The organism is Bacillus sp. NPDC094106 (assembly GCF_044764345.1).
GTDB lineage: Bacteria > Bacillota > Bacilli > Bacillales > Bacillaceae_G > Bacillus_A.
In genome coordinates, this window is the sequence record NZ_JBIWHY010000001.1 from 221,827 (window position 1) to 245,579 (window position 23,753).

25 protein-coding genes and 4 pseudogenes are annotated in these 23,753 nt (G+C 32.6%); 5 read left to right on the plus strand and 24 right to left on the minus strand.

The genetic code is table 11. From position 1 onward, the window contains the following. Positions 1 to 149 precede the first annotated feature (149 nt). Positions 150 to 926, minus strand: a complete 777-nt coding sequence (locus ACIQ7L_RS01245) for a DeoR/GlpR family DNA-binding transcription regulator (protein ID WP_400565723.1) — start codon at positions 924 to 926, stop codon at positions 150 to 152. A 242-nt stretch (positions 927 to 1,168) separates the two neighbouring features. On the opposite strand from ACIQ7L_RS01245, the pseudogene ACIQ7L_RS01250 reads away from it, so the two are divergent. Continuing rightward, positions 1,169 to 1,663: pseudogene (locus tag ACIQ7L_RS01250) on the plus strand (Mur ligase family protein); the annotation flags it as partial. A 62-nt stretch (positions 1,664 to 1,725) separates the two neighbouring features. Here the strand turns inward: ACIQ7L_RS01250 and ACIQ7L_RS01255 are convergent. Both ACIQ7L_RS01255 and ACIQ7L_RS01260 read right to left on the minus strand, forming a co-directional pair. Next, the gene (locus tag ACIQ7L_RS01255; RefSeq protein ID WP_400565725.1) at positions 1,726 to 2,328 is read right to left on the minus strand and encodes a GNAT family N-acetyltransferase; all 603 of its coding nucleotides are present in this window, start codon (positions 2,326 to 2,328) and stop codon (positions 1,726 to 1,728) included. Then, positions 2,318 to 3,055: a helix-turn-helix domain-containing protein gene (locus tag ACIQ7L_RS01260; protein ID WP_400565727.1), complete on the minus strand. Its 738-nt coding sequence runs from the start codon at positions 3,053 to 3,055 to the stop codon at positions 2,318 to 2,320. The genes ACIQ7L_RS01255 and ACIQ7L_RS01260 overlap by 11 nt, the downstream gene beginning before the upstream one ends. A 176-nt stretch (positions 3,056 to 3,231) precedes the next feature. On the opposite strand from ACIQ7L_RS01260, the gene ACIQ7L_RS01265 reads away from it, so the two are divergent. Continuing rightward, on the plus strand, positions 3,232 to 4,077 hold the full coding sequence (locus ACIQ7L_RS01265; RefSeq protein ID WP_400565728.1) for an oxidoreductase: 846 nt from the start codon (positions 3,232 to 3,234) through the stop codon (positions 4,075 to 4,077). A 185-nt stretch (positions 4,078 to 4,262) separates the two neighbouring features. On the opposite strand, the gene ACIQ7L_RS01270 is transcribed toward ACIQ7L_RS01265, so the two are convergent. From ACIQ7L_RS01270 to ACIQ7L_RS01320, 11 genes and pseudogenes are all read right to left on the minus strand, one after another. Then, on the minus strand, positions 4,263 to 5,327 hold the full coding sequence (locus ACIQ7L_RS01270; RefSeq protein WP_400565730.1) for an alpha/beta hydrolase: 1,065 nt from the start codon (positions 5,325 to 5,327) through the stop codon (positions 4,263 to 4,265). Between the two features lie 552 nt (positions 5,328 to 5,879). After that, positions 5,880 to 6,032 (minus strand): annotated as a pseudogene (locus ACIQ7L_RS01275) (DUF2809 domain-containing protein); the annotation flags it as partial. A gap of 240 nt (positions 6,033 to 6,272) precedes the next feature. After that, a pseudogene (locus ACIQ7L_RS01280) lies at positions 6,273 to 6,494 on the minus strand (phosphotransferase enzyme family protein); the annotation flags it as partial. A gap of 294 nt (positions 6,495 to 6,788) precedes the next feature. Continuing rightward, positions 6,789 to 7,337: a GNAT family N-acetyltransferase gene (locus tag ACIQ7L_RS01285; RefSeq protein WP_400565732.1), complete on the minus strand. Its 549-nt coding sequence runs from the start codon at positions 7,335 to 7,337 to the stop codon at positions 6,789 to 6,791. A 363-nt stretch (positions 7,338 to 7,700) separates the two neighbouring features. Next, entirely contained in the window at positions 7,701 to 8,711 is a 1,011-nt protein-coding gene (locus ACIQ7L_RS01290) for a DUF4885 family protein (RefSeq protein WP_400565735.1), read from the minus strand. Between the two features lie 349 nt (positions 8,712 to 9,060). Next, positions 9,061 to 9,423: a DUF4181 domain-containing protein gene (locus ACIQ7L_RS01295; protein WP_400565737.1), complete on the minus strand. Its 363-nt coding sequence runs from the start codon at positions 9,421 to 9,423 to the stop codon at positions 9,061 to 9,063. Positions 9,424 to 9,566: 143 nt separating this feature from the next. Further along, positions 9,567 to 10,415, minus strand: coding sequence for a PP2C family serine/threonine-protein phosphatase (locus tag ACIQ7L_RS01300; protein ID WP_400565738.1), 849 nt, complete (start codon positions 10,413 to 10,415; stop codon positions 9,567 to 9,569). After that, positions 10,393 to 10,872: an HIT family protein gene (locus ACIQ7L_RS01305; protein ID WP_400565741.1), complete on the minus strand. Its 480-nt coding sequence runs from the start codon at positions 10,870 to 10,872 to the stop codon at positions 10,393 to 10,395. Before ACIQ7L_RS01305 ends, ACIQ7L_RS01300 begins: the two co-directional genes overlap by 23 nt. Positions 10,873 to 11,082: 210 nt before the next feature. Next, positions 11,083 to 11,379, minus strand: a complete 297-nt coding sequence (locus ACIQ7L_RS01310; RefSeq protein ID WP_400565744.1) for an ArsR/SmtB family transcription factor — start codon at positions 11,377 to 11,379, stop codon at positions 11,083 to 11,085. Positions 11,380 to 11,843: 464 nt separating this feature from the next. Next, positions 11,844 to 12,683, minus strand: a complete 840-nt coding sequence (locus ACIQ7L_RS01315; RefSeq protein WP_400565746.1) for an ABC transporter permease — start codon at positions 12,681 to 12,683, stop codon at positions 11,844 to 11,846. Next, a complete protein-coding gene (locus ACIQ7L_RS01320) occupies positions 12,676 to 13,881 on the minus strand; it encodes a quaternary amine ABC transporter ATP-binding protein (RefSeq protein ID WP_400565748.1) in 1,206 nt (401 codons plus the stop codon). The genes ACIQ7L_RS01315 and ACIQ7L_RS01320 overlap by 8 nt, the downstream gene beginning before the upstream one ends. 208 nt (positions 13,882 to 14,089) lie before the next feature. Here ACIQ7L_RS01320 and ACIQ7L_RS01325 point away from each other — a divergent pair, with 208 nt between their 5' ends. After that, the gene (locus ACIQ7L_RS01325; protein WP_400565751.1) at positions 14,090 to 14,947 is read left to right on the plus strand and encodes a glycine betaine ABC transporter substrate-binding protein; all 858 of its coding nucleotides are present in this window, start codon (positions 14,090 to 14,092) and stop codon (positions 14,945 to 14,947) included. A gap of 53 nt (positions 14,948 to 15,000) precedes the next feature. Here the strand turns inward: ACIQ7L_RS01325 and clpP are convergent, their stop codons facing one another. Together clpP and ACIQ7L_RS01335 are read right to left on the minus strand one after the other, a co-directional pair. Continuing rightward, positions 15,001 to 15,582, minus strand: a complete 582-nt coding sequence (gene clpP, locus ACIQ7L_RS01330) for an ATP-dependent Clp endopeptidase proteolytic subunit ClpP (protein ID WP_400565753.1) — start codon at positions 15,580 to 15,582, stop codon at positions 15,001 to 15,003. Between the two features lie 21 nt (positions 15,583 to 15,603). Next, a complete protein-coding gene (locus ACIQ7L_RS01335; RefSeq protein ID WP_400565756.1) occupies positions 15,604 to 16,302 on the minus strand; it encodes an RNA polymerase subunit sigma-70 in 699 nt (232 codons plus the stop codon). A 147-nt stretch (positions 16,303 to 16,449) separates the two neighbouring features. On the opposite strand from ACIQ7L_RS01335, the gene ACIQ7L_RS01340 reads away from it, so the two are divergent. Continuing rightward, the gene (locus tag ACIQ7L_RS01340) at positions 16,450 to 16,770 is read left to right on the plus strand and encodes a 2Fe-2S iron-sulfur cluster-binding protein (protein WP_400565759.1); all 321 of its coding nucleotides are present in this window, start codon (positions 16,450 to 16,452) and stop codon (positions 16,768 to 16,770) included. A 127-nt stretch (positions 16,771 to 16,897) separates the two neighbouring features. On the opposite strand, the gene ACIQ7L_RS01345 is transcribed toward ACIQ7L_RS01340, so the two are convergent. The 4 genes from ACIQ7L_RS01345 to ACIQ7L_RS01360 are packed head-to-tail and all read right to left on the minus strand — an operon-like array spanning position 16,898 to position 19,401. Next, entirely contained in the window at positions 16,898 to 17,062 is a 165-nt protein-coding gene (locus ACIQ7L_RS01345; RefSeq protein ID WP_400565761.1) for a hypothetical protein, read from the minus strand. A gap of 53 nt (positions 17,063 to 17,115) precedes the next feature. Further along, a complete protein-coding gene (locus ACIQ7L_RS01350; RefSeq protein WP_400565763.1) occupies positions 17,116 to 18,045 on the minus strand; it encodes a phosphotransferase enzyme family protein in 930 nt (309 codons plus the stop codon). A 35-nt stretch (positions 18,046 to 18,080) separates the two neighbouring features. Further along, positions 18,081 to 18,473, minus strand: a complete 393-nt coding sequence (locus tag ACIQ7L_RS01355) for a ribosomal maturation YjgA family protein (protein ID WP_400565765.1) — start codon at positions 18,471 to 18,473, stop codon at positions 18,081 to 18,083. A 25-nt stretch (positions 18,474 to 18,498) separates the two neighbouring features. After that, on the minus strand, positions 18,499 to 19,401 hold the full coding sequence (locus tag ACIQ7L_RS01360; protein WP_400565767.1) for a hypothetical protein: 903 nt from the start codon (positions 19,399 to 19,401) through the stop codon (positions 18,499 to 18,501). Positions 19,402 to 19,760: 359 nt separating this feature from the next. On the opposite strand from ACIQ7L_RS01360, the gene ACIQ7L_RS01365 reads away from it, so the two are divergent. Then, a complete protein-coding gene (locus tag ACIQ7L_RS01365) occupies positions 19,761 to 20,129 on the plus strand; it encodes a GRAM domain-containing protein (RefSeq protein ID WP_400565770.1) in 369 nt (122 codons plus the stop codon). Between the two features lie 323 nt (positions 20,130 to 20,452). On the opposite strand, the gene ACIQ7L_RS01370 is transcribed toward ACIQ7L_RS01365, so the two are convergent. From ACIQ7L_RS01370 to ACIQ7L_RS01385, 4 genes and pseudogenes are all read right to left on the minus strand, one after another. Beyond that, on the minus strand, positions 20,453 to 21,352 hold the full coding sequence (locus tag ACIQ7L_RS01370; protein WP_400565772.1) for a phosphotransferase enzyme family protein: 900 nt from the start codon (positions 21,350 to 21,352) through the stop codon (positions 20,453 to 20,455). Between the two features lie 84 nt (positions 21,353 to 21,436). Beyond that, positions 21,437 to 22,078: an HAD-IA family hydrolase gene (locus ACIQ7L_RS01375; protein WP_400565775.1), complete on the minus strand. Its 642-nt coding sequence runs from the start codon at positions 22,076 to 22,078 to the stop codon at positions 21,437 to 21,439. A 173-nt stretch (positions 22,079 to 22,251) separates the two neighbouring features. Continuing rightward, positions 22,252 to 22,386 (minus strand): annotated as a pseudogene (locus ACIQ7L_RS01380) (histidine phosphatase family protein); the annotation flags it as partial. Between the two features lie 109 nt (positions 22,387 to 22,495). Further along, complete coding sequence (locus tag ACIQ7L_RS01385) at positions 22,496 to 23,749, minus strand: MDR family MFS transporter (protein WP_400565777.1); 1,254 nt, start codon at positions 23,747 to 23,749, stop codon at positions 22,496 to 22,498. Positions 23,750 to 23,753 lie beyond the last annotated feature (4 nt).

Genomic DNA, 23,753 nt, shown 5'->3' on the forward strand with positions numbered 1-23,753 from the left:
TCTCTGTCCCTTTTAAAAATCCTTTAATAAGCATATAATAAATAAAGGAGTCGCTACCAACGACTCCCTATGACTTAGAGGAAATAGACCGCCTGGTGCAAAGGATTCGGTCTATTTTCTTTTTTTTTTACAATACAACGCTACCTTTCTCATTCTTTTTCCTCACTAGATTTTGCCACTAGCACTTTCATACCTTTATTTTCAATTTGTTGAATGGTTTCTTCATTTGCTTCTTCATCTGTTATCAAAAGATCAATTTCTCGAAGCGATTCTCCTTTTACAAAGTACTCTACACCAAGCTTATAATGAGGGGCTAAACAAATATTTCTTCGCGAAATCTCGCTTACAGCCTTACCAAAACTAGCTACTTCCGGTGTTGCTGTACTTATACCATTTGTTGAAACTCCTCCACCTGTTGAAAAATAAAGATCAATTGAGAATTGTTGTATGAATTCATATGCTAACGAATCTGTTATATTTCCAGAAGACTTTACTTTCCCTCCTACTAGATATGTTTCAATATACTCTTGTTCTCTTAACGCATCAGCTATTTTCATGGAGTTTGTAACGACTGTGAAATATGTGTTAGGTAAATATTTTAACATGGTGTAATGGATCGAAGCCCCGCTGATAAATACCGAATCTCCCTTTTGAATGAAGGAAGCAGCTGCCTTTGCAATTGCATTATCATATTTTGATCCTTCTCCATAACGTTTAGATGGTGTTCCAGGCAATGTTCTAACTTTTGAAGACTCAATTGCCCCTCCATGTGTTCTTTTCAGCAACCCCTTCTCTTCCATAATGGAAAGATCCCTTCTAATGGAATCAATAGACATCTCAAACATTTCAGCGAGATCTTTCGCAATCACTCTTCTTTCTTTCTTAAGTAACTCTAAAATTTTTCTCCTTCTTTCTTCTGTGAACATACTAATCCCCCTTTAGAACAAAGTCAGAAAATTCGCTCTTTCAATTACCATTATATTCATGTTTATTCTGTTTTGCAATATTTTAACTTCATGTTTTTTCATCTTTTATCAAGAATATCTCTGGTCCATCTAACTTTTTTCATGAATATTAAGTATACACATGGATTATTTTCAGAATTTAAATAATTTACAATAAAATAGAGTTATAATGAAATAGACTTTGAATATATGAGGTGTTTGTCTTGAAATTAAAAGAAATTGCAGATCTTTTTTTTAACAAAAAGACTACCGGGAATATGGATATAGAAATTACTGGCCTACAAATGGATTCTCGAAAAATCGAAAAGGGAAATTTGTTTATTTGTGTTCCAGGTATAGAAGGTTTTCTTGCAGATAGGCATCTATTTGCTGAAGAGGCAGTTCAAAATGGCGCTGTAGCATTACTGGTTGAAAAAGATGTAAATGTCAATGTTCCAAAGATATTCGTGAAAGATGCTAGGCGCGCTATGGGCGTTATAGCATCCCATTTTTATCATTATCCTTCTCATGAAATGAATATAATCGGCATTACTGGAACGAACGGCAAGACAACAACTTCTTATTTAACCGAAAAAATCCTGGCAGATTATGGATACCGTACAGGCCTAATGGGAAACAACGGGATAAAAATTTAGGAAAACATGTATCCTACGGACATTAATACACAGGAACCACCAATTTTACAAAAAAACTTGAGGGAATCCGAACCCTCAAGTTTTCAAATTATAATTGAACAAATACTACGAAGACCAATGAAATTTTATCTACAATCGCTTTCCTCCACTTTCTTTTTCATTACTAACCAATTTTCTTCCCCTAAGAACCATTTTGTTAATAAATACCTTTCTGTGTTGTGTATTTTAAAACCATAGCGCTGGTACAGGTGTATGGCAATTTCATTCGTTTGAGACACATAAAGCTTTACTGTACTTTTATTTTCGAATTTTGCTATTTTCATTACTTCGTCTAAAACCTTTCTCCCATATCCTTTACCACGGCATCTCTTATTAATTGCAAAAAAGCTTAAATATAGTTCATCTTTTTGAGGCTTAGTATAAAGTAGCCTCATCCCTAATCTCCATCTGAGTTTCCTAAAAAAAGGGAAATACCTATCCTTATTCCCGCTATTAAAGTTCTTTTCGAGAAAATTTGAAGCATTTACTCCAAAAATACCTACAATTCCATTATTACCATCAATCACTGAAAAACGTTTTTCTGTAATTTGATCGTATGATTCTAAATACATATCAATTTTTTGATTATCATTTGTTCCTAAAATTTTTGTCCATTTGGAGATGAAAGACTCTCTCAAAAGCATAACTTCTTCGTTTTTATCATATTTATCGATTTCTTTAATTATCACCTTCATCCTCCTTTACCGGTATTAGAATTTCTAGTTCAAGAATGTCACCACTAATAAAAATTCCATTTGAATATTCTATGGCATATATTAGGAAGTTCTCTTTAGCAATAATAGCAAGTAACTGTTCCTCAAATTCCTCATCCGTTCCCCCATGTATATATAATGATTTATACATCCCCTCTTTAATAACAAAATCTGCGTTACCATCTGCTTTTATACATAAGTGATACGTATCTTCTTCAAAAACATAAAAGATATCATTATCAAACAATAGAATTGGTAACTTCATCTCAAAAACATCTTTTGCAGTTAAATTCTCATCTGTTCTTAATGTAATAATTTTTTTCAAATGGATATTTTCCACATGCTTTGTAGAATCTATCTTTTCTTTTGTCAAGTTATACATATGGTATTCTATAGATTTTTGAATTTCAGTTAACCTTTTGATTTCATCAATAATTTCATTCGATTTTTCCTTTAATAGATTCAGGTATTCACTTTTTTGGTAAGTTGTAAATATATCTTTAATTTGAGCTACTGAAAGATTTAAATTTCGTAACATTAGTATTTGGGCAAGTTGGTAAATTTCTTTAAGAGCATATTTTCTGTACTTATTTTTATCAACATAGGACGGAAACAATAGCCCCTTTTCTTCGTAATATCTTATTTGATGATGACTAATGTCAAAAATTCTGGCCAATTGATTTATTGTAATTGTTCCTTTCATGCTATCCCCCTTTTCTATTCCAAATATAAACTATAGGGTTCACCTAATGTCAAAATAAAAAAAACCTTTTCTGTTTACACAAATATATGTAAAGAAACAACATCTCTGATTGACGAGAATAATAGATTTTCTAAGTGGAAATCGTTATGATGTAAGAAAAAGAAAGTGAGCGGAAAATGAATAAAAAAATCGCGGTTATTACAGGTGCATCCAGTGGATTTGGACTTCTAACTACCCTTGAACTTGCCAAAAGAGATTATTTGGTCATCGCTACAATGCGGAATCTCGATAAACAAGCCGAATTATTGTCTCAAGCCACTGCATTACACTTGCAACAAAATATTAAGAGTCATCAGCTAGATGTAACAGACCCAGACTCTATACATGCATTCCAGTTATTTTTGGAAGAATTAAACCGAATTGACCTTCTCGTCAATAACGCTGGATTTGCAAGTGGTGGATTTGTAGAGGAAATTCCAGTAGAAGAATATCGCAAACAATTTGAAACGAATGTATTTGGAGCTATATCGATAACTCAAACTGTCTTGCCTTATATGCGAAAACAAAAAAGTGGAAAAATCATTAATTTAAGTAGTATTAGTGGACAAGTTGGATTTCCAGGTTTATCCCCTTATGTTTCTTCAAAATATGCATTAGAAGGTTGGAGCGAATCCCTTCGTCTAGAAGTAAAGCCATTTGGAATCGACGTTTCGTTAATCGAACCAGGTTCTTATAATACAAATATTTGGGAAGTCGGAAAAGAGCTTGTAGAAAATTATTCAGAAGCTACCTCTCCCTATAAAGAGTATATGGATAAAATACAGAATCATATTAATAGCGGCAGCGATACATTTGGTGATCCAATTGATGTTGCAAAAAAGATTGTAGCGATTGCTGAAGCAAAAAATACAACACTTCGATACCCAATTGGAAAAGGTGTAAAATGGATGATTGTTGCGAAAAAGATTCTTCCGTGGAGATTATGGGAGTTTCTTGTTCTTAGAAGTTTTAAGAAGATGTAGAATTACATCTTCTTAATCAAATAGAGCTGTTATTATAGCTTGAAAATGAAACTTCATTAAAATATCTCACAAAGCCATACTTCTCACTAACTAAAAAGAACCTCTTTTGAAAATAAATTCATCAAAATGGGTTCTTTTCTTTTAAATTTAAATTTGATTCATTATGTTATATTTAACTTAAGTATTCATTCCTTTTTGCCTTCTTTCATTTCTATAAAGTTTAACGTTTGTTCGAATAACGTATTACAATTCTTTTCATAAATAGCCCAGTGCGTTGCATCAGGGATTACAACTTCTTTTCTTTGTTTTGTACCTGTTAATTTTGACATCATATTTCGGTCTGCAAACATGTCATCTTCTCCATAAATGACAAGTACTGGAGCGGTAATTTTAGATACATCATATAAAGGCTGATTTTTCCAAATGTAAAACAAATCCTCTAGTGGACCAACTGGGCGACGAATCGCTTGATTATTTTTCTTACTCATAGGATCCGAACTGATAAACACTTGTTTTACGGAATCCATTGCTTCATTTGTAACAATTTTTTTCTCTCCCATCATCATATGCCAATGATGCATTCCTTTATCAAAGTCCACCATTTGATAGGCTGATGCTTCAGGATTAAATTGATTAGGTTGTAATGGATTTTCAAGAGGTTTTGTCATCATAGGAAGTGTGAATCCATGCATATATCCGTATAAAATAAGTTTATTAATATCTTGAGGATGGGATATCGCATAATTTCCAGCGACAACGCCTCCGTATGACCATCCAACAATATGAATTTTTTTTACGTCTCTTTTCTTTTTGATCCAATTTACAACTGTTTCTAGATCCTTAGTTGCATCATTCAAATGAATAACCGGACGGTTTTGGGAAGGAGGTTCTGACATTTCTTTAGGACGAGAAGAATGACCAAATCCTCGGAAATCCATGGCCCAAGTATCATACCCTTTTTTGGCATACTCATCCATCCACGAATATTTTGGTACATCAAATGCTTGCGCTGTAGGTACACTAAATGGTTCTAAAAATAATACAATTTCATCAGATGAATACTGTTTTTTATTATTTAAGCTTTTATGAAGCAAAAATAATTTTTCCTCTCCTTGCTGAATCTCATATTCTTGTTTTATCACTTTAGCAGCTTGAGTACTTTGAGAAGTTTCTTTGGAATTAGCACAACCAGATATAAATATTGTCAAAAAAATTCCTACTAAACTAATATAGGTCCATTTTATTTTCATTTTAAATATTCCTTTCATTTTATAGTAGTGATTATTTCCAAGTCATATGACTTACGAAATAATTTCTATATGAGGTAGCGCCCGGATGATGCGGATTTACAATATTAATACAGAAACCCCAGTATCAATAGGGTTACTCCATTGATACTGAATCCACTTTTCACAAAATCAAGATTTTTAGTGTTTCATACAACTTGTCTCAAAAGTCTTATCGTTGCTAAATCATTTATGTTTAACAATATACCCCCCTTAACGTTGTAAATTTGCATTTTCAGGACTGGACGCCTATATATAAAAGTAAGATAGAAGTATGTCATTTTTGTGTGCTGTTTGTAAAAAAATTTAAAATTTTCAATCCTTTGAGCTATACTCTATAAAATGAACAGTTTAATAAAAATAACTTTACTCATTTCCCGTACCACGCTTATATCGTTATCTCCATTAAAACGAGGATTCCTTATAAAAATACACAAAAACCCCGAATCATGGACTTTTTTAAATGTCCATGATTCGGGATACAGTTCACTTTTCTTTGAAAATTAAATTTGATTCAAATAGTAAACTCAACAATGCTACCTTTTTGCTCTTCAGTTTATGAAAAAGGAACCCAAATCCACTGAAAATCATGAAAGCCCATAACGCATCCCTCAAATAATCGTTTACTAAATCTGGTAAATGCACGTAAAATAGTTGTATTTCTATCATTACTTAATATTCGATTTTTAATTATTTGAATAGGTAAATCAAATTTCACAGCAATTACTTTGAAACCCTGCTTCTTAAATTGATTAACTAACTTTGTACGTGGCACTTCATTACTTTCTAGATAAAAAGTTGGGATTATTTGATTTTTAAGAGACTTAGAAGAATGAACAATATTCTTCGCTTATTCAAGAAAGGCCCCGTTAGTGCATTAACAACATGTAATGCACATATCGAGACATCCTACAAAAAAATAGAAAAGTCATTCATACCTGCATATGGTACTTGATTCCTGATTTTATCTTCTAAGCTATGTAAGGTGTACTCTTGCCATTCTTCTAAATGATTCGTATCCCATTTTTGTATAATTATATCCTTATGAAGCGTATTTTCTATTTTATATCCTGCAAAAAAATTACTCATAAATATATCACAAAAAGAATGTGTATTGTCATTAAAAGTAGAAAAATATTGTGTAAATTCCTCTCTAAGATCATATAAATTTTCTTTGTACTCAATTCCAAAAAGGTTCTAAAGTATGTCCAAGTTTTATAGATTTCTTGCACCAGAATCATTAAATATATACTTTTATAGTCCTTTCACAAAAAATACCCTTCAAAGTAGATCTTTGTTTAACTTTGTTTCTAGAAATGCAATAACCTTCTATCACATTAACTGATAGAAGGTTATTAAAGTTGTTTCATTTCGGAAGGCGAATCGTCAATTATAGCCCCTTTTCTTCATTTCGCATATTAATTATTAATCATTTTCATTAATAATTCCGTAATATACTAAATCCTCATACTTACTGTCTTTGATGACATGCGCCTTTAAAATACCTTCTTTTTTCATACCCATTTTCTCTAGAACTTTTCCTGAAGCTATGTTAGACGCAAAATATCGTGCAAACACTTTATGTAGTTTCTTTTCTTCAAAAGCAAATTGTAAAATCGCCTGTGCTGCCTCTGTCGCATAACCATTTCCCCAATATGGCTCGCCGATCCAATATGCTATTTCACCATGGTTAAAACGTTGATTGTTCGATAATGCAATGGCTCCAAATACGTCTCCCGTTTCCTTGTCTGTTACCGCGAATTCATATGATTTATCCGCCATAAAATTATCGTAATGGTTTTCTATCCACGATAATGCATCATGTAAACTATACGGATAAGGCAAGTACAATGTACTTTTATAAATATTATAGTTATTACAAAGCGTCGCAACCGCTGCCGCATCGGATGGGTGAAATAATCTAAGAATAAGCCTTTCTGTTGTGATCATTAATTTTTCATGTTCATATCGCATACAATCGTCTCCCTTTATCTATAATATTTAAATCCTTCCCTGCCCTTTTCTTAACTGTGTGAATATCGAAATATTCTTATTTTTATTATATAAAAAATAAATAAAACGCGGCATAAAATTGGTATTTTATACCGCGCTTTTAAAATAACCATTTTATTTTTCAAACAACTTTATTATTCTGAAACAGTTATTATAACTTGGAAATGGAGTTTCATTAAAAACATCTCACAAAACCATACGTCTCAATAACTACAATGAACTGAATTCTCATAAATATATGTAAAGAGAAAAATTTTTCATTTTGAGTGTGCTTCAAAATCTTAGGTTGATAGGCATGTGGCAGGCCCCCAAGTATAACTAACCCTACTCTTTTTCATTTTCGGCTTTTACACTTTTCTCTAAATCAGCAAGCCAATGAAGATCACTATAATTTTCTTTTTGACCAATGTCTTGTAGCTTATTGTTACTATAATTAATAGATAATATTAAGTCTGGCATCGCATCAAAACCATTTTCCGCTAATTCATGATACCTTGGACCATATACTGATGCCGTAATACCTACATAATTACGCTCGTACGGGTTTAGACGCATACGATTCAAATAAAGATCAAACACATCTTGCCCATCAGGGGTTAAAAACTTGCCATCTTTACTCTCTAAATCACGTAAATTATACCCTGTTCCTGATCGAAGTGTGGAAATCAAACCATATTTACGTCTTGCCTCCAGCGTCATTTGTTCTGAATTCAAATCACTACTTTGGAAAACATGCAAAAACAATTCTTTACCATTGGTTTTATCATTCAAAACTTGTTCAATTTGTTGCATTAGTTGTATATTCTTACTACCTGTCACAGCAACTTGAAAATCATTCGGATTAATACTGAAAGTTAAGTTCTCATCATTTGGGATAGTGATGTTATTTCTAGCAAATAAATCTTGAATCTGATGATTTACTTGATCTCGTTGAAAAGCTTTCTCTTGATGATTTGCTACATCGCCATTAATAGGATCTGAACCTCTAAACAAAGAATCATAAGTATTATAATATCCAACTCTTCCATAATGAAGCATATTCATTTCTGCTTGCAATGCAGACTCTCTCTCCTCTTTACTTAAATCATGGCGGAATTCTTTTGAATATTGACTACGATATTTATCATAAATATGTTTTTCAGGATCAGCGTATCGCATGTTTTCCTCATGATGAATCTTACTATACTTCTCTTCCATTAACTTCATCCTACGGTCTGTTTCACTCTCATATTCATTATTATGTTTAATTTCTACAGTAGATTGATCCTCTCTCTCAGGTTCATCAAATTTAGTATTATAATTTACATATGATGGTGTATGATTTGTAATTTTCATTAAAAACATCCCCTTTCTTTATATGATACTCCTGTTATTATATCGTAAAAACATAATATTTTATTTAAAAATTATGAAAAAATGTCATAATAAGACAGTTTATTAACCGCAATTTACCAAAAAACCTTACATATATGCTCATCACTTTAAGAGATTTTAATACTCTCAAATACAAAAAACGTTATCCTTTCTAAACAAGCTAGATTAGAAAAGATAACGTTTTTTATGAATCTCTCAATTCAAGATGAACTACAACCATTTGCTAAAGAATTACAACGATATTTTACCGTATCATTACTTCACCGAAACTTAAATCGTGGATTTTACTACCTGCAAATAGGATGAAAGGCTAAAATAAATACATTACTACACTGCATGTAATCGTTAAACATATAACCCCTATAAAGGATATTACATATTCCTTTGATTCTTTATCAAATTTCCATTCCATAAATGTCCGAAACATATGTAAAACAATAAAAAACACAAACATGAAATAACCCAAATTCACATAATTCATAGTAGCAATCAAAACGAAACTAGCAATTAAATAAATAATTGTAATAACAATTTCTCCCCACTTATGAATAGCATTTACAGGTTTATATATAAATCTATTTTTCTTAGGTATATGTAATTTTTTTCTTAGCAATTTCTCCAAAAGAAAAAACGAAACGATAATAATTACAATTAAAATTATAAATTTCCACAATATAAAATAGCCCCCTCTTCTTTATAAAATCCAACACTATACAAGTGTATTAAAACAAAAAATGCAAAACAATAATCGTCACACTGAACGAGATCCTCGTTTATGATAATAGCCTCCGCCCGTAATAAAGGTCGCTTCATTTCCTACCTCTTATTTGAAGATCGCATTTTCTCTGGTTGATCACTCGGGTAAGTAGCATAAGCACGATTTTCATAATCCCAGCTAATTATTGTCGCACTATCTCTTCCGTATTGATGATGAATGTGCTCTAGTACATTTTGAACACATGCTATTAATTTTGGCTTGTTTTCATACATATCTTGATACAAATGGAATGGATTTTCATAACGACGTTCGCCGCATTCTAGTACACCGTCTGTTATCATTACAATTCTATTTTTTCCTGTACGCAGTTCTTGAATACCAGATGAATAACAAGGAACTGGTAAAGAAAATGTATTTACATGTCCAATCCATTCATAAAAATGACGTTGATTCAACATATACTGCCCTAGTTTATGTAACTCTTCATGAAATACATAAACAAGACAATCCCCTATAGAAAACCACCAAATATAATTTTCTTTTCTTACACATATTAAGCAAGCTGTTTCACCTTTTACTTGCTGACACGCCTGTTTAAAGGAATCCGATTGAAAAATTGTAAGTATGTGATTTTCGATAGAACGAAATGCTGTTTCAATAGGTTCTTCTAGTAAAACCTTTATATTTTCAGATTCATTTTGTATTGTATTCACTAACAATGCTGTACTTTCTGCACTATTGTGTCCATCTAATATCATCATAAACTCCCAATCATTATGAGACCACACAACAGCTCCATCTTCATTCTTCTTTGCGCCTGCACTTGTATTTCCACCATATCTACCAAGCACTACATTACCATACTGCTTAACTGAAATTTTACCTAAACACATTTCGTCACTACCAACCCATGGATATTCCGTACTATTTGTTATAGGCATATTCATTCACCATATACGTTTGAATTCTTTCACATAATTTTTGTATTTGTTCTGCTTGTCCATGAGGGGCACTTTCCCAGTTCGCAACCTTAGTTGGTGACCAAAATTCCCTCGGTGTATTTGGATAACGCGGAATAATATGCATGTGCATATGAGGGGCTCCATTGCCAGAAACAAAGGCATATATATGCTCTGCGCCCTCACATTCTTTAAGTGCCCTACTTACTCTACTCGTAATTAAGCCAAAAGCTTTCGCCTCTTCTTCTGTTAATTCGGCCAGCCCAGGCGTATGTCTTTTTATATCAATCATTACATATCCAAGATACGTTTCTTCTTCTTCCCAGTAAACATGTCCCACATATACGAGATCATCTTCAAAAATCACTCCACCTGGTACTTTAAAATCCCCTTTATGTTTCTGACATATAAAACAGCTTTCTTCAGATTGACTTTGTGTAGCCATTTCCATCCCCTCATTCCTTAAATTTACAATTTATAATAACATAAAAAATAAATGATTAGTAAGAGTTTTCAGAAATCAACAAATATTACTTTACTGTTCATACAAAAAAACATCTCTACATCATAAATGTTCATTATGATGTAGAGATGTTTTTTATTCTAATCTTCTCGTTTTTTATAAATTCTGCATGAATTTTGATATATTATTTTATTAATTTACACACCCTAAAATTCCAACGATCTCACTTGCCTTTGTATTATTAATAGAGTAATACATTTCTAATCCTTTTCGTTCAGACCTTAATACTTTCCCTTTCATTTTTGATAAATGTTGAGAAACAGTTGATTGTGGAATATCTAAAATCTCAGTTAACTGTGATACATTACATGTTTTTCTACTTTTTAATTCATTAACAATTTGTAAACGTACTGGATGCGCCATCACTTTTAAAATATCTACATCTTCTTCAGTTATTAAAGTTTTGTTCATTTCACTTGCCATTGCCATGAGAATCTCTCCTTTTTATATCTTATTTATTTTTGTTTTGTCTATAAAAAGCATTTCTATAAAGATAATGCCATCCCACAAATTCTTCGTTATTTTATATAAAAATATTCAAATATAAAATCCATCTCGTATTCGCTACCCTTATCATACACTTTCAATTTGTATTTCATATGAAGTTCATTTAAAGTTATAATGAAATTTTTTGTGAAAAAGAGAGCATTGAAGTAAAATGAAACTTTAATCAGTGGGGTTTTCTGCCTCCCCACTGATTATCAGCCCTCACCAATTGTACTTTTACGGACAGTTAATCCCGCACTTAACTTCTTTGCTTTCACTGAATTTTGAGGTGGAAGTCTTACTACCCACAAATAGCGGGATAAAATTCCATCATAAATATGTTTTGACATATTATATTCAATTCAAAATTTCATTTCGGTAACTATCTTCATATAATGAATGCTTTTTTATCCTCTTCTTTTTCGATGAAAACCTTGTGTAATTCGATCTAATACAATCGCAATCACTACGATAGCTAGTCCAGCTTCAAATCCCATTCCAATATTTACTTGCGTAACTGAACGATACACATCGACCCCAAGTCCTGGAGCACCTACAAGTGAAGCTGTAACAACCATTGATAAAGATAGCATAATGCTTTGGTTTACACCAGCCATTATTGTTCCCGTTGCAAGTGGTAATTGGACTTTAAATAGTTTTTGCGATGCAGTAGAACCAAATGCATTTGCTGCTTCAATTAAGTCTTCTGGTACTTGTCTAATTCCTAAGTCTGTAAAGCGAATTGTTGGTGGCATCGCAAAAATTACAGATGCAATAATTCCTGGTACAACACCTACTCCAAAGAATGTAATCGCCGGAATTAAGTACACAAACGCTGGCATTGTTTGCATAAAGTCTAATGTTGGTTTTAAAATTTTTGAAAACCGTTCATTTTGTGATGCTAAAATACCAATTGGAATCCCGACAATAATGGAAATGATAACCGACGTAAGAACAAGCGCTAATGTTTGCATCGTTTGTCCCCAGTAGTGAATGTTTAAAATGAATAATAAACCGATTAACGCAAAAACCACTAAAGATATTTTCCGCGTTGTATACCAAATGAGAAAACATACAATGATGATCATTAAAAATGCTGGAATCAATGTTAAGAAGTTTGTAAGTAAATCAACGAAACCACCTATGACGTATGAAAAACCTCTAAATACCCCTTCAAAATGCGTATATAGACTAGCTACAAACGTATCGACCCATTCACCTAAAGGAATACGCGGAATACTATTCATCGTCATTCACCTCTTCCTCAATATTTCCTGCAAGGGCTTGAATGACACTTTCTCGTTTGATTATGCCTCTTAACCTTTTCTGCTCATCAATAACCGGTAATGGGAGCTTCATCTCTGCCATTTTCGCATATGTCTCTTCAAGTAATGTATCTAAATACACGTGCGGAATATCTTTCAACAGTAAATCAGCGATCGGCCACTGTCTTTGAACTGCTTTACTTGCGTCATCAGCTGTTAATATCCCTAAGAATTCATGTTTTTTATTTACAACATATACAGTAGACACGCCTGCATTTCTCATAATTTGCAGTGCCACACGTGGTCCACGATCAATTAATAATGTTTCTGGTCTTTTCAAAATAGATTCAGCAGTAATAACTTTTCCTAAATTCACATCCGCAACGAATTTTTCCACGAATTCATTCGCAGGGCTCATCATAATTTCTTCAGGAGTTCCAATCTGTACGATTTCTCCATCTTTCATTAATGCAATACGATCACCAATTCGAAGCGCCTCATCTAAATCATGCGTAATAAAAATAATTGTTTTTTCCATCTTATCTTGCAGCTCTAACAATTCATCCTGCATTTCTTTTCGAATGAGTGGATCTAATGCGCTAAATGACTCGTCCATAAGTAGGACATCTGGGTCGTTTGTAAGAGCTCTTGCAATACCGACGCGTTGCTGCATACCGCCGCTTAGTTGCCCTGGATAACTATTTTTATGATGATCTAAGCCTACTAATTTAAGTGATTCTAGAGCCTTCGCTTCTCTTTCTTCTACCGGAACTCCCTGTATTTCTAATCCATAGGCAACATTTTGCAAGACAGTACGATGTGGGAATAACGCAAATTTCTGAAAAACCATACTCATTTTCGTTCTTCTAACTTTCCTAAGCGCCTCTTTCCCCATCGTTGCGATGTCTTCTCCATCTATGTATATATGACCTGCTGTTGGTTTTATTAATTGGTTTAACATCCGAACTAGAGTCGACTTCCCACTTCCTGACAATCCCATAATGACAAATATTTCTCCTGTATATACTTCAAACGTTGCCTTTTTCACCCCAACGTTCATCCCTGTTTCTTTCAATATTTCTGATTTACTTTTTCCTTCTTTTAATAACGCAACTGCTCTTTGAGGGTTTTTTCCAAATACTTTTGTTACGTTTTCAACACGAACTTTTGTATTTTCCATACAACGACTCCTTTTCTGTCCATCTATTCACATAGTGTAGCGATTTTAAACAGAAATATTACATAGAAATTACTCCTATAAGATTTTTTAAAAATCTTCGTTTCCGTTCATAATAAGAAGGTTCGCATATAGATTTAGCAATGCTATAAATTAAATACACACATTCCCATAAAAAGAAATTTTCTATTTATGAAACGGGAGGCTTTCAATGAAACGAAAAATATGGCTTATATGCATTTTGTTATTCATCGGTATGATTATTACCTCTTGTAATGCAACAAATGCAAATATAAAAGGAAAAATTAAACTTGGTGTAACAAGTTGGAAGGAAAATATTGCGGCTGCAAATATGTGGAAAGTTTTATTAGAACAAAAAGGCTACAAAGTTGAACTCATGTATTTAGAAAAAGCTGCCATTTGGACCGGTGTTGCTCGCGGCGATGTAGATGCAAACTTAGAAGTATGGCTCCCTGTTACTGATAAACCATTAAATGATCGGTATAAAAATGACATTGTTTTAAAATCAAAATGGTATGAAGGAACTGGGCTAGGTTTAGTCGTCCCTTCTTATATGAAGGACATTAACAGTATCGAGGATTTAAATGCCCATACAGATGAATTAAATAATAAAATTGTCGGTATTGAACCTGGTAGCAGTCTTATGAATTTAACTGATAAAGCAATGAAAGAATATGATATAAAGCTGAAACTTGTCCAATCTTCAGAAGCAGCAATGATGAGTGAGCTAAAAAAAGCATATACGCAAAAGAAACCAATCGTTGTAACGCTTTGGAATCCACACTGGGGCTTTTCAGAATTTGATCTAAAATATTTAAAAGACCCTAAGAAAGTATATGGTGAAAAAGACAACATTTATTACTCTGTACGAAAAGGTTTTGAAAAAGCTTACCCGGATATTGTGAAATATTTTGATAGATGGAAAATGAATGATGAACAGCTTGGTACATTAATGGTTATGTTAAATAAAACAAAGGATCCCGAAGAGGCTGCTCGAAAATGGATTAAAAAGAACCAGGCATTAGTGGATGGGTGGATAAAGGATTAATTTACTACTCAAAAATAGGGCAGAGAGTATAATACTCTCTGCCCTATTTCACATTATTTTTTGTCAATTACAGCATCCACGATACCGTATTTTTTCGCTTCTTCCGCTGTCATAAAATAATCTCTTTCTGTATCCTGTGCTACCTTTTTAATCGGTTGCCCTGTTCGATCCGATATGATTTTGTTAATATCTTGTTTTAACTTCAATATTCGTTTCGCTGTTATTTCAATCTCCGTCGCTTGCCCTTTTACTCCGCCAAGCGGCTGATGAATCATGATTTCACTATTCGGTAGCGCAAATCTTTTTCCTTTTGCCCCGCCGAGCAACAAGAGTGCTCCAAATGACGCTGCGAACCCCATACAAAGCGTTTGAACATCTGGCTTAATCAAATTCATTGTATCTAATATCGCAAATCCCGCTGTAGTTGAACCGCCTGGGCTATTGATATAGAGAAAGATATCTTTTTCTGCATCTTCTGCTTCTAAAAATAATAATTGTGCCACCACACTGCTTGCTACTTGATCATTAATTTCTGATCCAATCATTATGATACGGTCTTTTAACAACCTTGAATATATATCATAGGAGCGTTCTCCTAGCTTTGTTTGTTCTACAACATAAGGAATTGTATTCATGAAAATCCCTCCATCTACTTTTTAAGCTGCACATAGCATGTAATCGTAAGAAGAGGTTTTTTTCGTATTGAATAATAGCACGGGTTGCTTTGATGAGAGATGTGTAAAACGAATAGTTGGAAGAAGTTTTGTTAACAATTCTGGTCTTTGTTCACTAATCGCTGTTACAACTACCTCAATATCATCCTCCTGCCCAACTAATTCAATCTCCTCTTCTTCACTTACCGTTTTCAATCTATTTCTACTACGAAACAACGAGGCCTTAACTGCACCTTCTGATATTGAGCATACTTTTGCAATATCAGATAAGCTGTACTGAAAAACATCCTTTAATAAAAAAATGATGGATTGTTGTACAGTAAGTGAAGATAATACTCTTCCTACCATCGCATGCAAATCAGCAATGTTTTCATGCGGTTCTTCACATGTAATTTGCTGATTTAATTTCTCTTGAACTGATTTTGTCTTCATCTGATCCAGCCATTGATTTCGAGCAATTTTATATAGAAGCGTAATACAAACATCTTTATGCTCTGCACCTATATATTTTTGAAGCACTTTACAAACAGTTTCTTGAGCCAGGTCTTCACCGTCCCATTTGTTTTTTGTTAAAAACGTACAGTACCTTTTTAACTCTGCATAATTTTCAATTAAAAAGCTTATATTTGAATGATTCATATCAATATGATTTTTGAAGAATTGCGTTGCTTTTGTGCACAAAATAACCACTCCTTTTCAGCGCTTACTTAATTAACGATTGAACAGATCAAAAAGTTACGGGTCTAATGAAAAAATTTTTAATGTTTATGTTTGTGAATGTGCGGTCATAAATATGTTATGTAGAATTTTACACGAGGAGGCAAAAGCATGCCAAAATTAACCGTTATAGGCAATGGTACATTTGATGTGAAAGAAGGAACAAAATTAGTGTTGGCACTTGAAGATAATGGCGTTCAAATCCTTCATCGTTGCGGCGGGAAATCCCGGTGCACGACTTGTAGAGTTGAAATTATAGCAGGCGATTTTTGTGAACCTACCCGCGACGAGAAAAATGTAATTACGGAAAAAGGCATTGAAGATCATTTACGATTGTCTTGCCAGATGCGAGTACATACAGATTTAACCGTTCGTCCAGTATTAACAGTCGAAAATTCAGGTTTAGACGCTGGACCCCGTCCCGCAGAATAACTTTAGGCGTATTACAATGAATTTAAAATGTTTAGCTGGTGAATGTGCTGCTGGTCTTCTCTTTTAAAGAAGTTATCCAATCATAAATCCCCCCTTCAGTCTTCATGCAAAGGGGGGGCCAATTATATTATATGTTCATGATATGCTCCACTAACTGATTTATATTTTCCATTTCAGCATTAGGCCCTAATACACGATCAAAAAGCACATACACTTCGCGTTCGTTTTCATATAACCACTTTAAAGATTGCTTTGGTCCTAAATACCAAATGCCTTTTAAACTAAAATACATTGATAAACTATCTACTAATAACCAGTGATATCTATAATTCCCTTCACCTCTGCTTACACTATCTCTACTTTTCTTATCCCTTCTTCAATAGCCTTTCTATTTGCTAAAATCCAAAAGAACATTTCTTCATTTAACTTTAATAATTCTGGTGATTGAACAAAATAAGTGATAAAGATAACTTGGATGCCTAGCATTACATACCAAATTGCTTGAATTTCTTCTTCTGTTAAAGCGTTCTGTTTATGATATCCTTCAAAAATTTTCCTAACGATATGTAACCAGTTACTTCTTAATTTTTCATTAGTAAAGATTTCACTTAAAATACTAGTGAAACAATAACAAAGGTCTAACACTCTAACATTTATTTCTGCCAGTTCAAAATCTATAAATCCTTGAAATATATCTTCCTTAAAAACTAAATTAGACAAATGTATATCTCTATGAATGAGTTGTTTTGGCAACAACTCTAAACACTCTTCAAAATCATTTTGTAAATGCATCATCGTTTGAATCACTTTTGGATGAACTTGTTCATTATTTTTTAAAATAGGCATGGCCCATTGATAAAGCACACTATATAAATTGCGTTCTGCAAATTGTCCTTCATTATGTAAAGTACTAAAAACTTGATGTAATTTAGCAACTTCTTTTCCGATATCACCGGCTAATCTATTGAGCCTTTCAACATTCTTTACTTCTACAGCACTTCCATCTAAATACTCATACATACAATAATATTTATCATGATGTAAAATATAGTTTTCATCATCTATCGTCTTCAATGGCCTTTGTACCTTAACACCTTTGTCAAAAAGTACATTTAATACATTCACCTCAGCCAAAACTTGCGGCATGCTTCCTTTCTCTTTTAAAATATAGCTTTGTTTTCCATCCATAATCTTTATTACTTTCGGATGAATTTCTGTACTTGTTAATTCTGCATCTTGAAACCAAAACTTTGCAATTTCTAATATTCCTTCCATTGTACATATACCCCTTTTATTGAACGTAACGTCTTTTAACTTTTATGTTTCTGGAAAATGAATTCACAGAGCACACCGATTCCAATCCCAATCGTATAAGCTAATAAATCACTCCACAAAAATCCATATCCTAATACAAGTCCGCCTAAAGTTGTTGCTCGAATACTATCAATCCATTCTGCATGATATAATTGACTCATTTCGATTGCATAGCAAAATAGTAAACTGAGTAATGCTACCTTTTTGATCTCCATTTTATGAAACAGGAATCCAAATCCAATGAAAATCATGAGGGCCCATAACGCATCCCCTAAATATGCATTTACTAAAGCTGGTAAAGCAAACGCGAATTTTCTTGATGCCAATCCTAAAATAACTACTATTATTGTTAAGATTGCATACAGTAATCTATTTCGTTTATAACTCATTATGAAATCCTACCATTCCCTCTTATTACACACATTTTTCATAAACATGAAGATCCCCTCCACCAGTTAAAACATGATTCCACGTTTCTAGTACATCATCTCGCTTTTGACATTGATAGGGATTAAACATCGTTTGCCCATTTTTATTAAACGCTATCTCATCACTTAACATATAGCATGCATGAACAGCTTGATTGTTCAATTCCCACACTAGAATATTTCCTTTATATATATCAGCAGTACCTCTTCTTTTATATTTATGTTTCTTTAGTACTTGATAAAATTCTTCCGGGAGTACCCACTTATTCAAATAATATTCTGCATCTAATGCCGTTTGCTGAATACTAGCTGCTGCAGCTCCCAAACAATTCGGACCATTCGTCCCTACAAAAGTATTAAAATATTGAGAAATGTACGGATAATCTTTATAAAAGGATTCATATTCTTTAGATAATGATTCATGATCCGTAAACCATTCTGCAATATGAGTTAATAGCTTATCTCGAAGTCGTCTGGGAAGCTTATGCCATATAAACCCTTGAAGGATAATATTCTCTTTCTCATTAAGTATGTATGGTTCAAGTAAATGTCGTAAGCTCTCACCATATAATTGCTCTAATTCAGTTAATGTAAAAATGAAACCCCTGTTTACTTGTACTTGCTCCAGCAATATTTGCTTCCTTACTTTACAATCTAAATTTTTGAATTCTTCATTTGAAACAACTGCAATATATTTTGCTTCCGGCACTACATTCCAGCTCAAAAAGGAAGTTAATGAATCTAACGTCAGTGGAATTTCCCCTCTTTCTTGAACCGATAAGTACGGAGGAATTTCTCTAAAATAGAAACAATCGGTATTTGGAATAAATTTTTCATCCCACTGCTGCAATGTATCATTTGTAATCCTATTATTTTTGACTATATACATGTATATTCCTCTCCAAAACCTATTTTTCAACCTGATATACTTCTTCATCACCCTCCCAAAAATGGATATTCCTAGTAATCATAGCAACAGGAGATTGATTTTTCAATCAATTCACACATAGACCTAACACAGGTTTAATGATTTCAGCAATAGAAGCAATGTTAATTGATATTTCAAAAAATGCTTTTTGTCATTTGTATGAAAATTACTCAGCCATTGATTTTATTTTTTAATTTATGACAATCCCGTTTTTAGCAATGTTAGCTTTCTTGTTAATATTTTGTCTCTCGTTTTTTGTGAAAAATTCAAAATGAATTTTAATCTAAGGAGGTATTTATATGAGTTTAAGAGAACATGCAATGCAAGAATTTCAAGAGAAAATGTCTTCAAATGAGAATATACAAGGTATGATTTCAGTTTATTATGAAACGCAAAGCGGTATCTCTGGCCATGGGAGTTCTACACCTATGAGAGGTATTCTAGCTTACACGGAACGACAGCTTTTATTTTATAGCGAAATATTTGGCAAGCTTCCTATTTCATTACAGATACCTTACCATAAAATTCATAAAATAAAAGAGAAAAAACAATCTTTTGCTTTTTTTAAAACGATTCCTTCTATTGTTATTTCCCATCAAGATCAAGATATTTTTTCAACACGCGGAAATGAAGAGGAATTTGTACACTTAAAAGATTTTTTTGAAAAAGTAAAAGCTATGTCCAATTAATTAACTTTTGTAAAAGAGGTATCATCCCATCACCATTAAGCTAAAGGGAAATTGTATCTATAAAACAAAAAAACGCTATTCTTTTGTAGACATATACAGTAAGAATAGCGTTTTTGATATAAACTTATCGATTTTTATAGAAGAGTGTAGTGCTTCGAGAAAAAAAGACACATCCTTTTACGAAAATAATCCCAACTTTCTAGATAAAAAGTTGAGATTATTTGATTTTTAATAAACTTAGAGGAATGAATACTATTCTTCACTTATTTAAGAAAAGCACCCGTTAGTGCATTAACAACATATAATGTACATGTCGAGACATCCTACAAAAAAATAGAAAAGTCATGAATACCTGCATATGGTACTTGATTCCTGATTTTTTCTTCTAAACTATGTAAGGTATGTTCTTGCCATTCTTCTAAATGATTCATATCCCATTTTTGTATGAATAAGTGATGCAAATAAATCTCTCTTATTTTTAAGAAAATAGGAATTTGTATAATTATATCCTTATAGAGCGTATTTTCTGTTTTATATCCTGCAAAAAAATTTCTCATAAATATATCACAAAAAGAATGTGTATTTCTATTGAAGGAGCTATGTTGCCAATAAGCATGATAGAAAACTACTGCAATATCTTGAGCATACCAATTAAATGAGCAGTCATCAAAGTCAATTGTAGTTATATGACCTTCCTCATTAATAATTAAGTTCCCTTGATGATAGTCATTATGAATAAGTCCGAAAGTATCAGGAGTAATACTGTATGAAGTTAGACTGTGCATCAACTTTTCATATTTCTCCCTAATCCAATGGTCTAACTTTTTTCTAATATTAAAGACATCAGGATTTTCAACTTTCCATTCAGGACGTTGTATTGTTTGTAATTTGAATTCTTTGGATAGTGCATGCATTCTTCCTAAATTTTCACCAAGTTTTTTAAAAGTTTTTTCATTCCAGTGGGATTTATTTGTAACATCAATTTGATCGCCCTTAATAAATTCAAAATATGTTTTAACCCGTTCTTCCTCACACTCTAAAGGAATTACTGGCTTAGGTACAAGTACACCTTTTTCATATAAAAAATTCATCCACTCTATTTCTTGTAAAACCATCTCCTTTGTTTTACTCTTTTCAGAAATTCTAACTACCCTTTCTTTCTCTTTGATATAAAAAACGTCGTTATTAAATCCTCCATTCAACCTAACACGATTTTCTTGCATCTTGTTTTCCCCTTTAACTCTCAATTTACAAGAATACTTTTATTTAAACAGTAGCATAGTAACTACACCTGCCATATACAAACTTTACAATAACGCGGTTAATTCTTTTAAGTTATCAATAACTTTATCTGCTTTCTCCAATTCCATTACTTGTGCGAAATCAAAATTGACGCCAATAGCCTTTAACCCATTATCTTTCGCTGCATTAATATCCGATAAACGATCTCCGACAACAGTGCCTTTTACAATGTTATTTTCTTCTACAACATTTTTTACTAAGTCAGATTTATGACCTGATGAAATTGATTGAATACTATAAACCTTCTTGATAAATCTATTCAGCTCATATGTATCCACAATTGCTTGTAAGTACTCAACTTGTCCATTACTTGCTATGTATAAATTGTAATTTTGACTAAGTCGTTCAAGTACTTCTACCGTATAAGGATATAGAGCACCCCTATTCAATTTAATCAACTCTATTAATTTTTCGTGAAAAGTATCATTACTCTTTTCACGAACCTGAAGTGAGTGATTTGGGCAAAGAGTCTCCCACACAACTTGTAATGGTACACCCATAATTTCTCGATATTTTTCAATTGGAGTTTCTTCGTTCCATAGCCCCTCAGCTCTTAATACATCAAACGTCTCCACAAGTGCTGGTTCTAAAATTAAATTCGTCTGAAATAAAGTTCCATCCATATCAAAAATAACTGCTTGCTGCATTAAATCCCCTCCTTTACCTTAAGAAGTGTGCTTTTTTATCTTCCAGATAGTCTCCTTTATTCTAATTTTTTCATTTCTTTCAGCTGCTCCATATATTCTACGAATATATATGTACTATTTACAACAGGTTTTCAAACCATAATTTTAGATAGCAAGGAAAATAAATACCTCTGTTAATTTTCCCACAATCGTTTAACCTCCACCAATTCCTGACCATTGAATTCCATTCGGTATATATCTGATTTGGATGTATGTAGTAAAAAATCTAAATCATACTGACTGTCATAATACCCCTTAAAAATAGTTAATCTTGAACAAGAATTTTTATAAATATTTAAATATTAAGTGATTTTTCTTCATCTTTTGTTCTCTTTACCCATATTAAACTCTTTCTCTTACAACTATTAAAGTAGTATATTATGAGAATTTTTTATTCAATATTTCTTTAGACTGAATATTCTTTCTGACGAACAGTCCAGTGTGTAATAGGAATGTACCAATTATTACAATGATACCAATGTAAACGGACATCATCGTAGGAATCAAGAACGCACCAACAATAATAGTCATTCTTGCAATCAGATCCGCACCAATATCTGATAGACCTGCAAAAGCTGAATACGATCCTCTTTTATCAGCCGGGATCATATTAGCTTGTTCTGCATTTCTGACCGGAGAGTAGACAAGTTCACCAACAGTGGCAATAAAATTAAAAATAATCAGTACGTACCAAGTGTTTGCAGATGTTACTGTCACATAGCCTACACCATAGAGCATCAGGCCTAAAAGTAATGCTTTTTTTCCACTTAAACGATCTGTAAATTTATTTACAATAAACGTTAAACATACTACTAAAAGCATATTTTGTATGTTAAGAATACTTAGCATCCTTACTCCTACTATTTCAAAGTTCCCAATCTTTATTGGATCGAATGTTTCAGAAAGTCGTATACCAATATAACTATTTAAAGAGAACTCTGCCGCAAATATGCAAGTAGACCCTATTACAACTCTTAAAAATGCTCCATCTTGAATAGCAACTTTATAGTTTTGAATTAAATCAAATACTATATTTTCATGTTTTTTTTCTATGAGCTCTTTAACTTCTGGAACTAGCCAAATTTTATAAACAATCGATAATGTAGCAGAAACAAAAGTTAGTAATATAAACAACTCTTTTTGGTGATTCATGTATAAAAATCCGCCTAATGCTGCACCAATTGCCATAGAAAGATTCATAAGCCAATAGTCAATTGTATAAACAGCCTTTCGATTCTCTGGTGTAGTTGAGTCTATGATGATAGCGTGCATGGATGGGCGACCAAGGCTGCTAGATATTATAAAACCTACATACGCGATTGCAAATAACCAAATTATCTTATCTGTAGGATATAAGCTTAAGGTCATTAATAAAAACATTAAAGTACTAGAAAAAGAAGTTAATAATAAGATTTTCTTCCGTTGAAAGCGATCTGAAATATAACCTCCTATTAAACTTGAAAAAAAACTTAAAATAACCGTTAATATTAAAAATAATCCAGCCCATACTTTATTTATTTCTTGAGCAAAAAACAATGCCATGAAAGGCATTACTGCTGATGTAACAGCACGATTAAAAAATGATGTAATTAAGCGTACTTTTATATTTTGCTCAAAGTCTCTCCAATTCATAGTA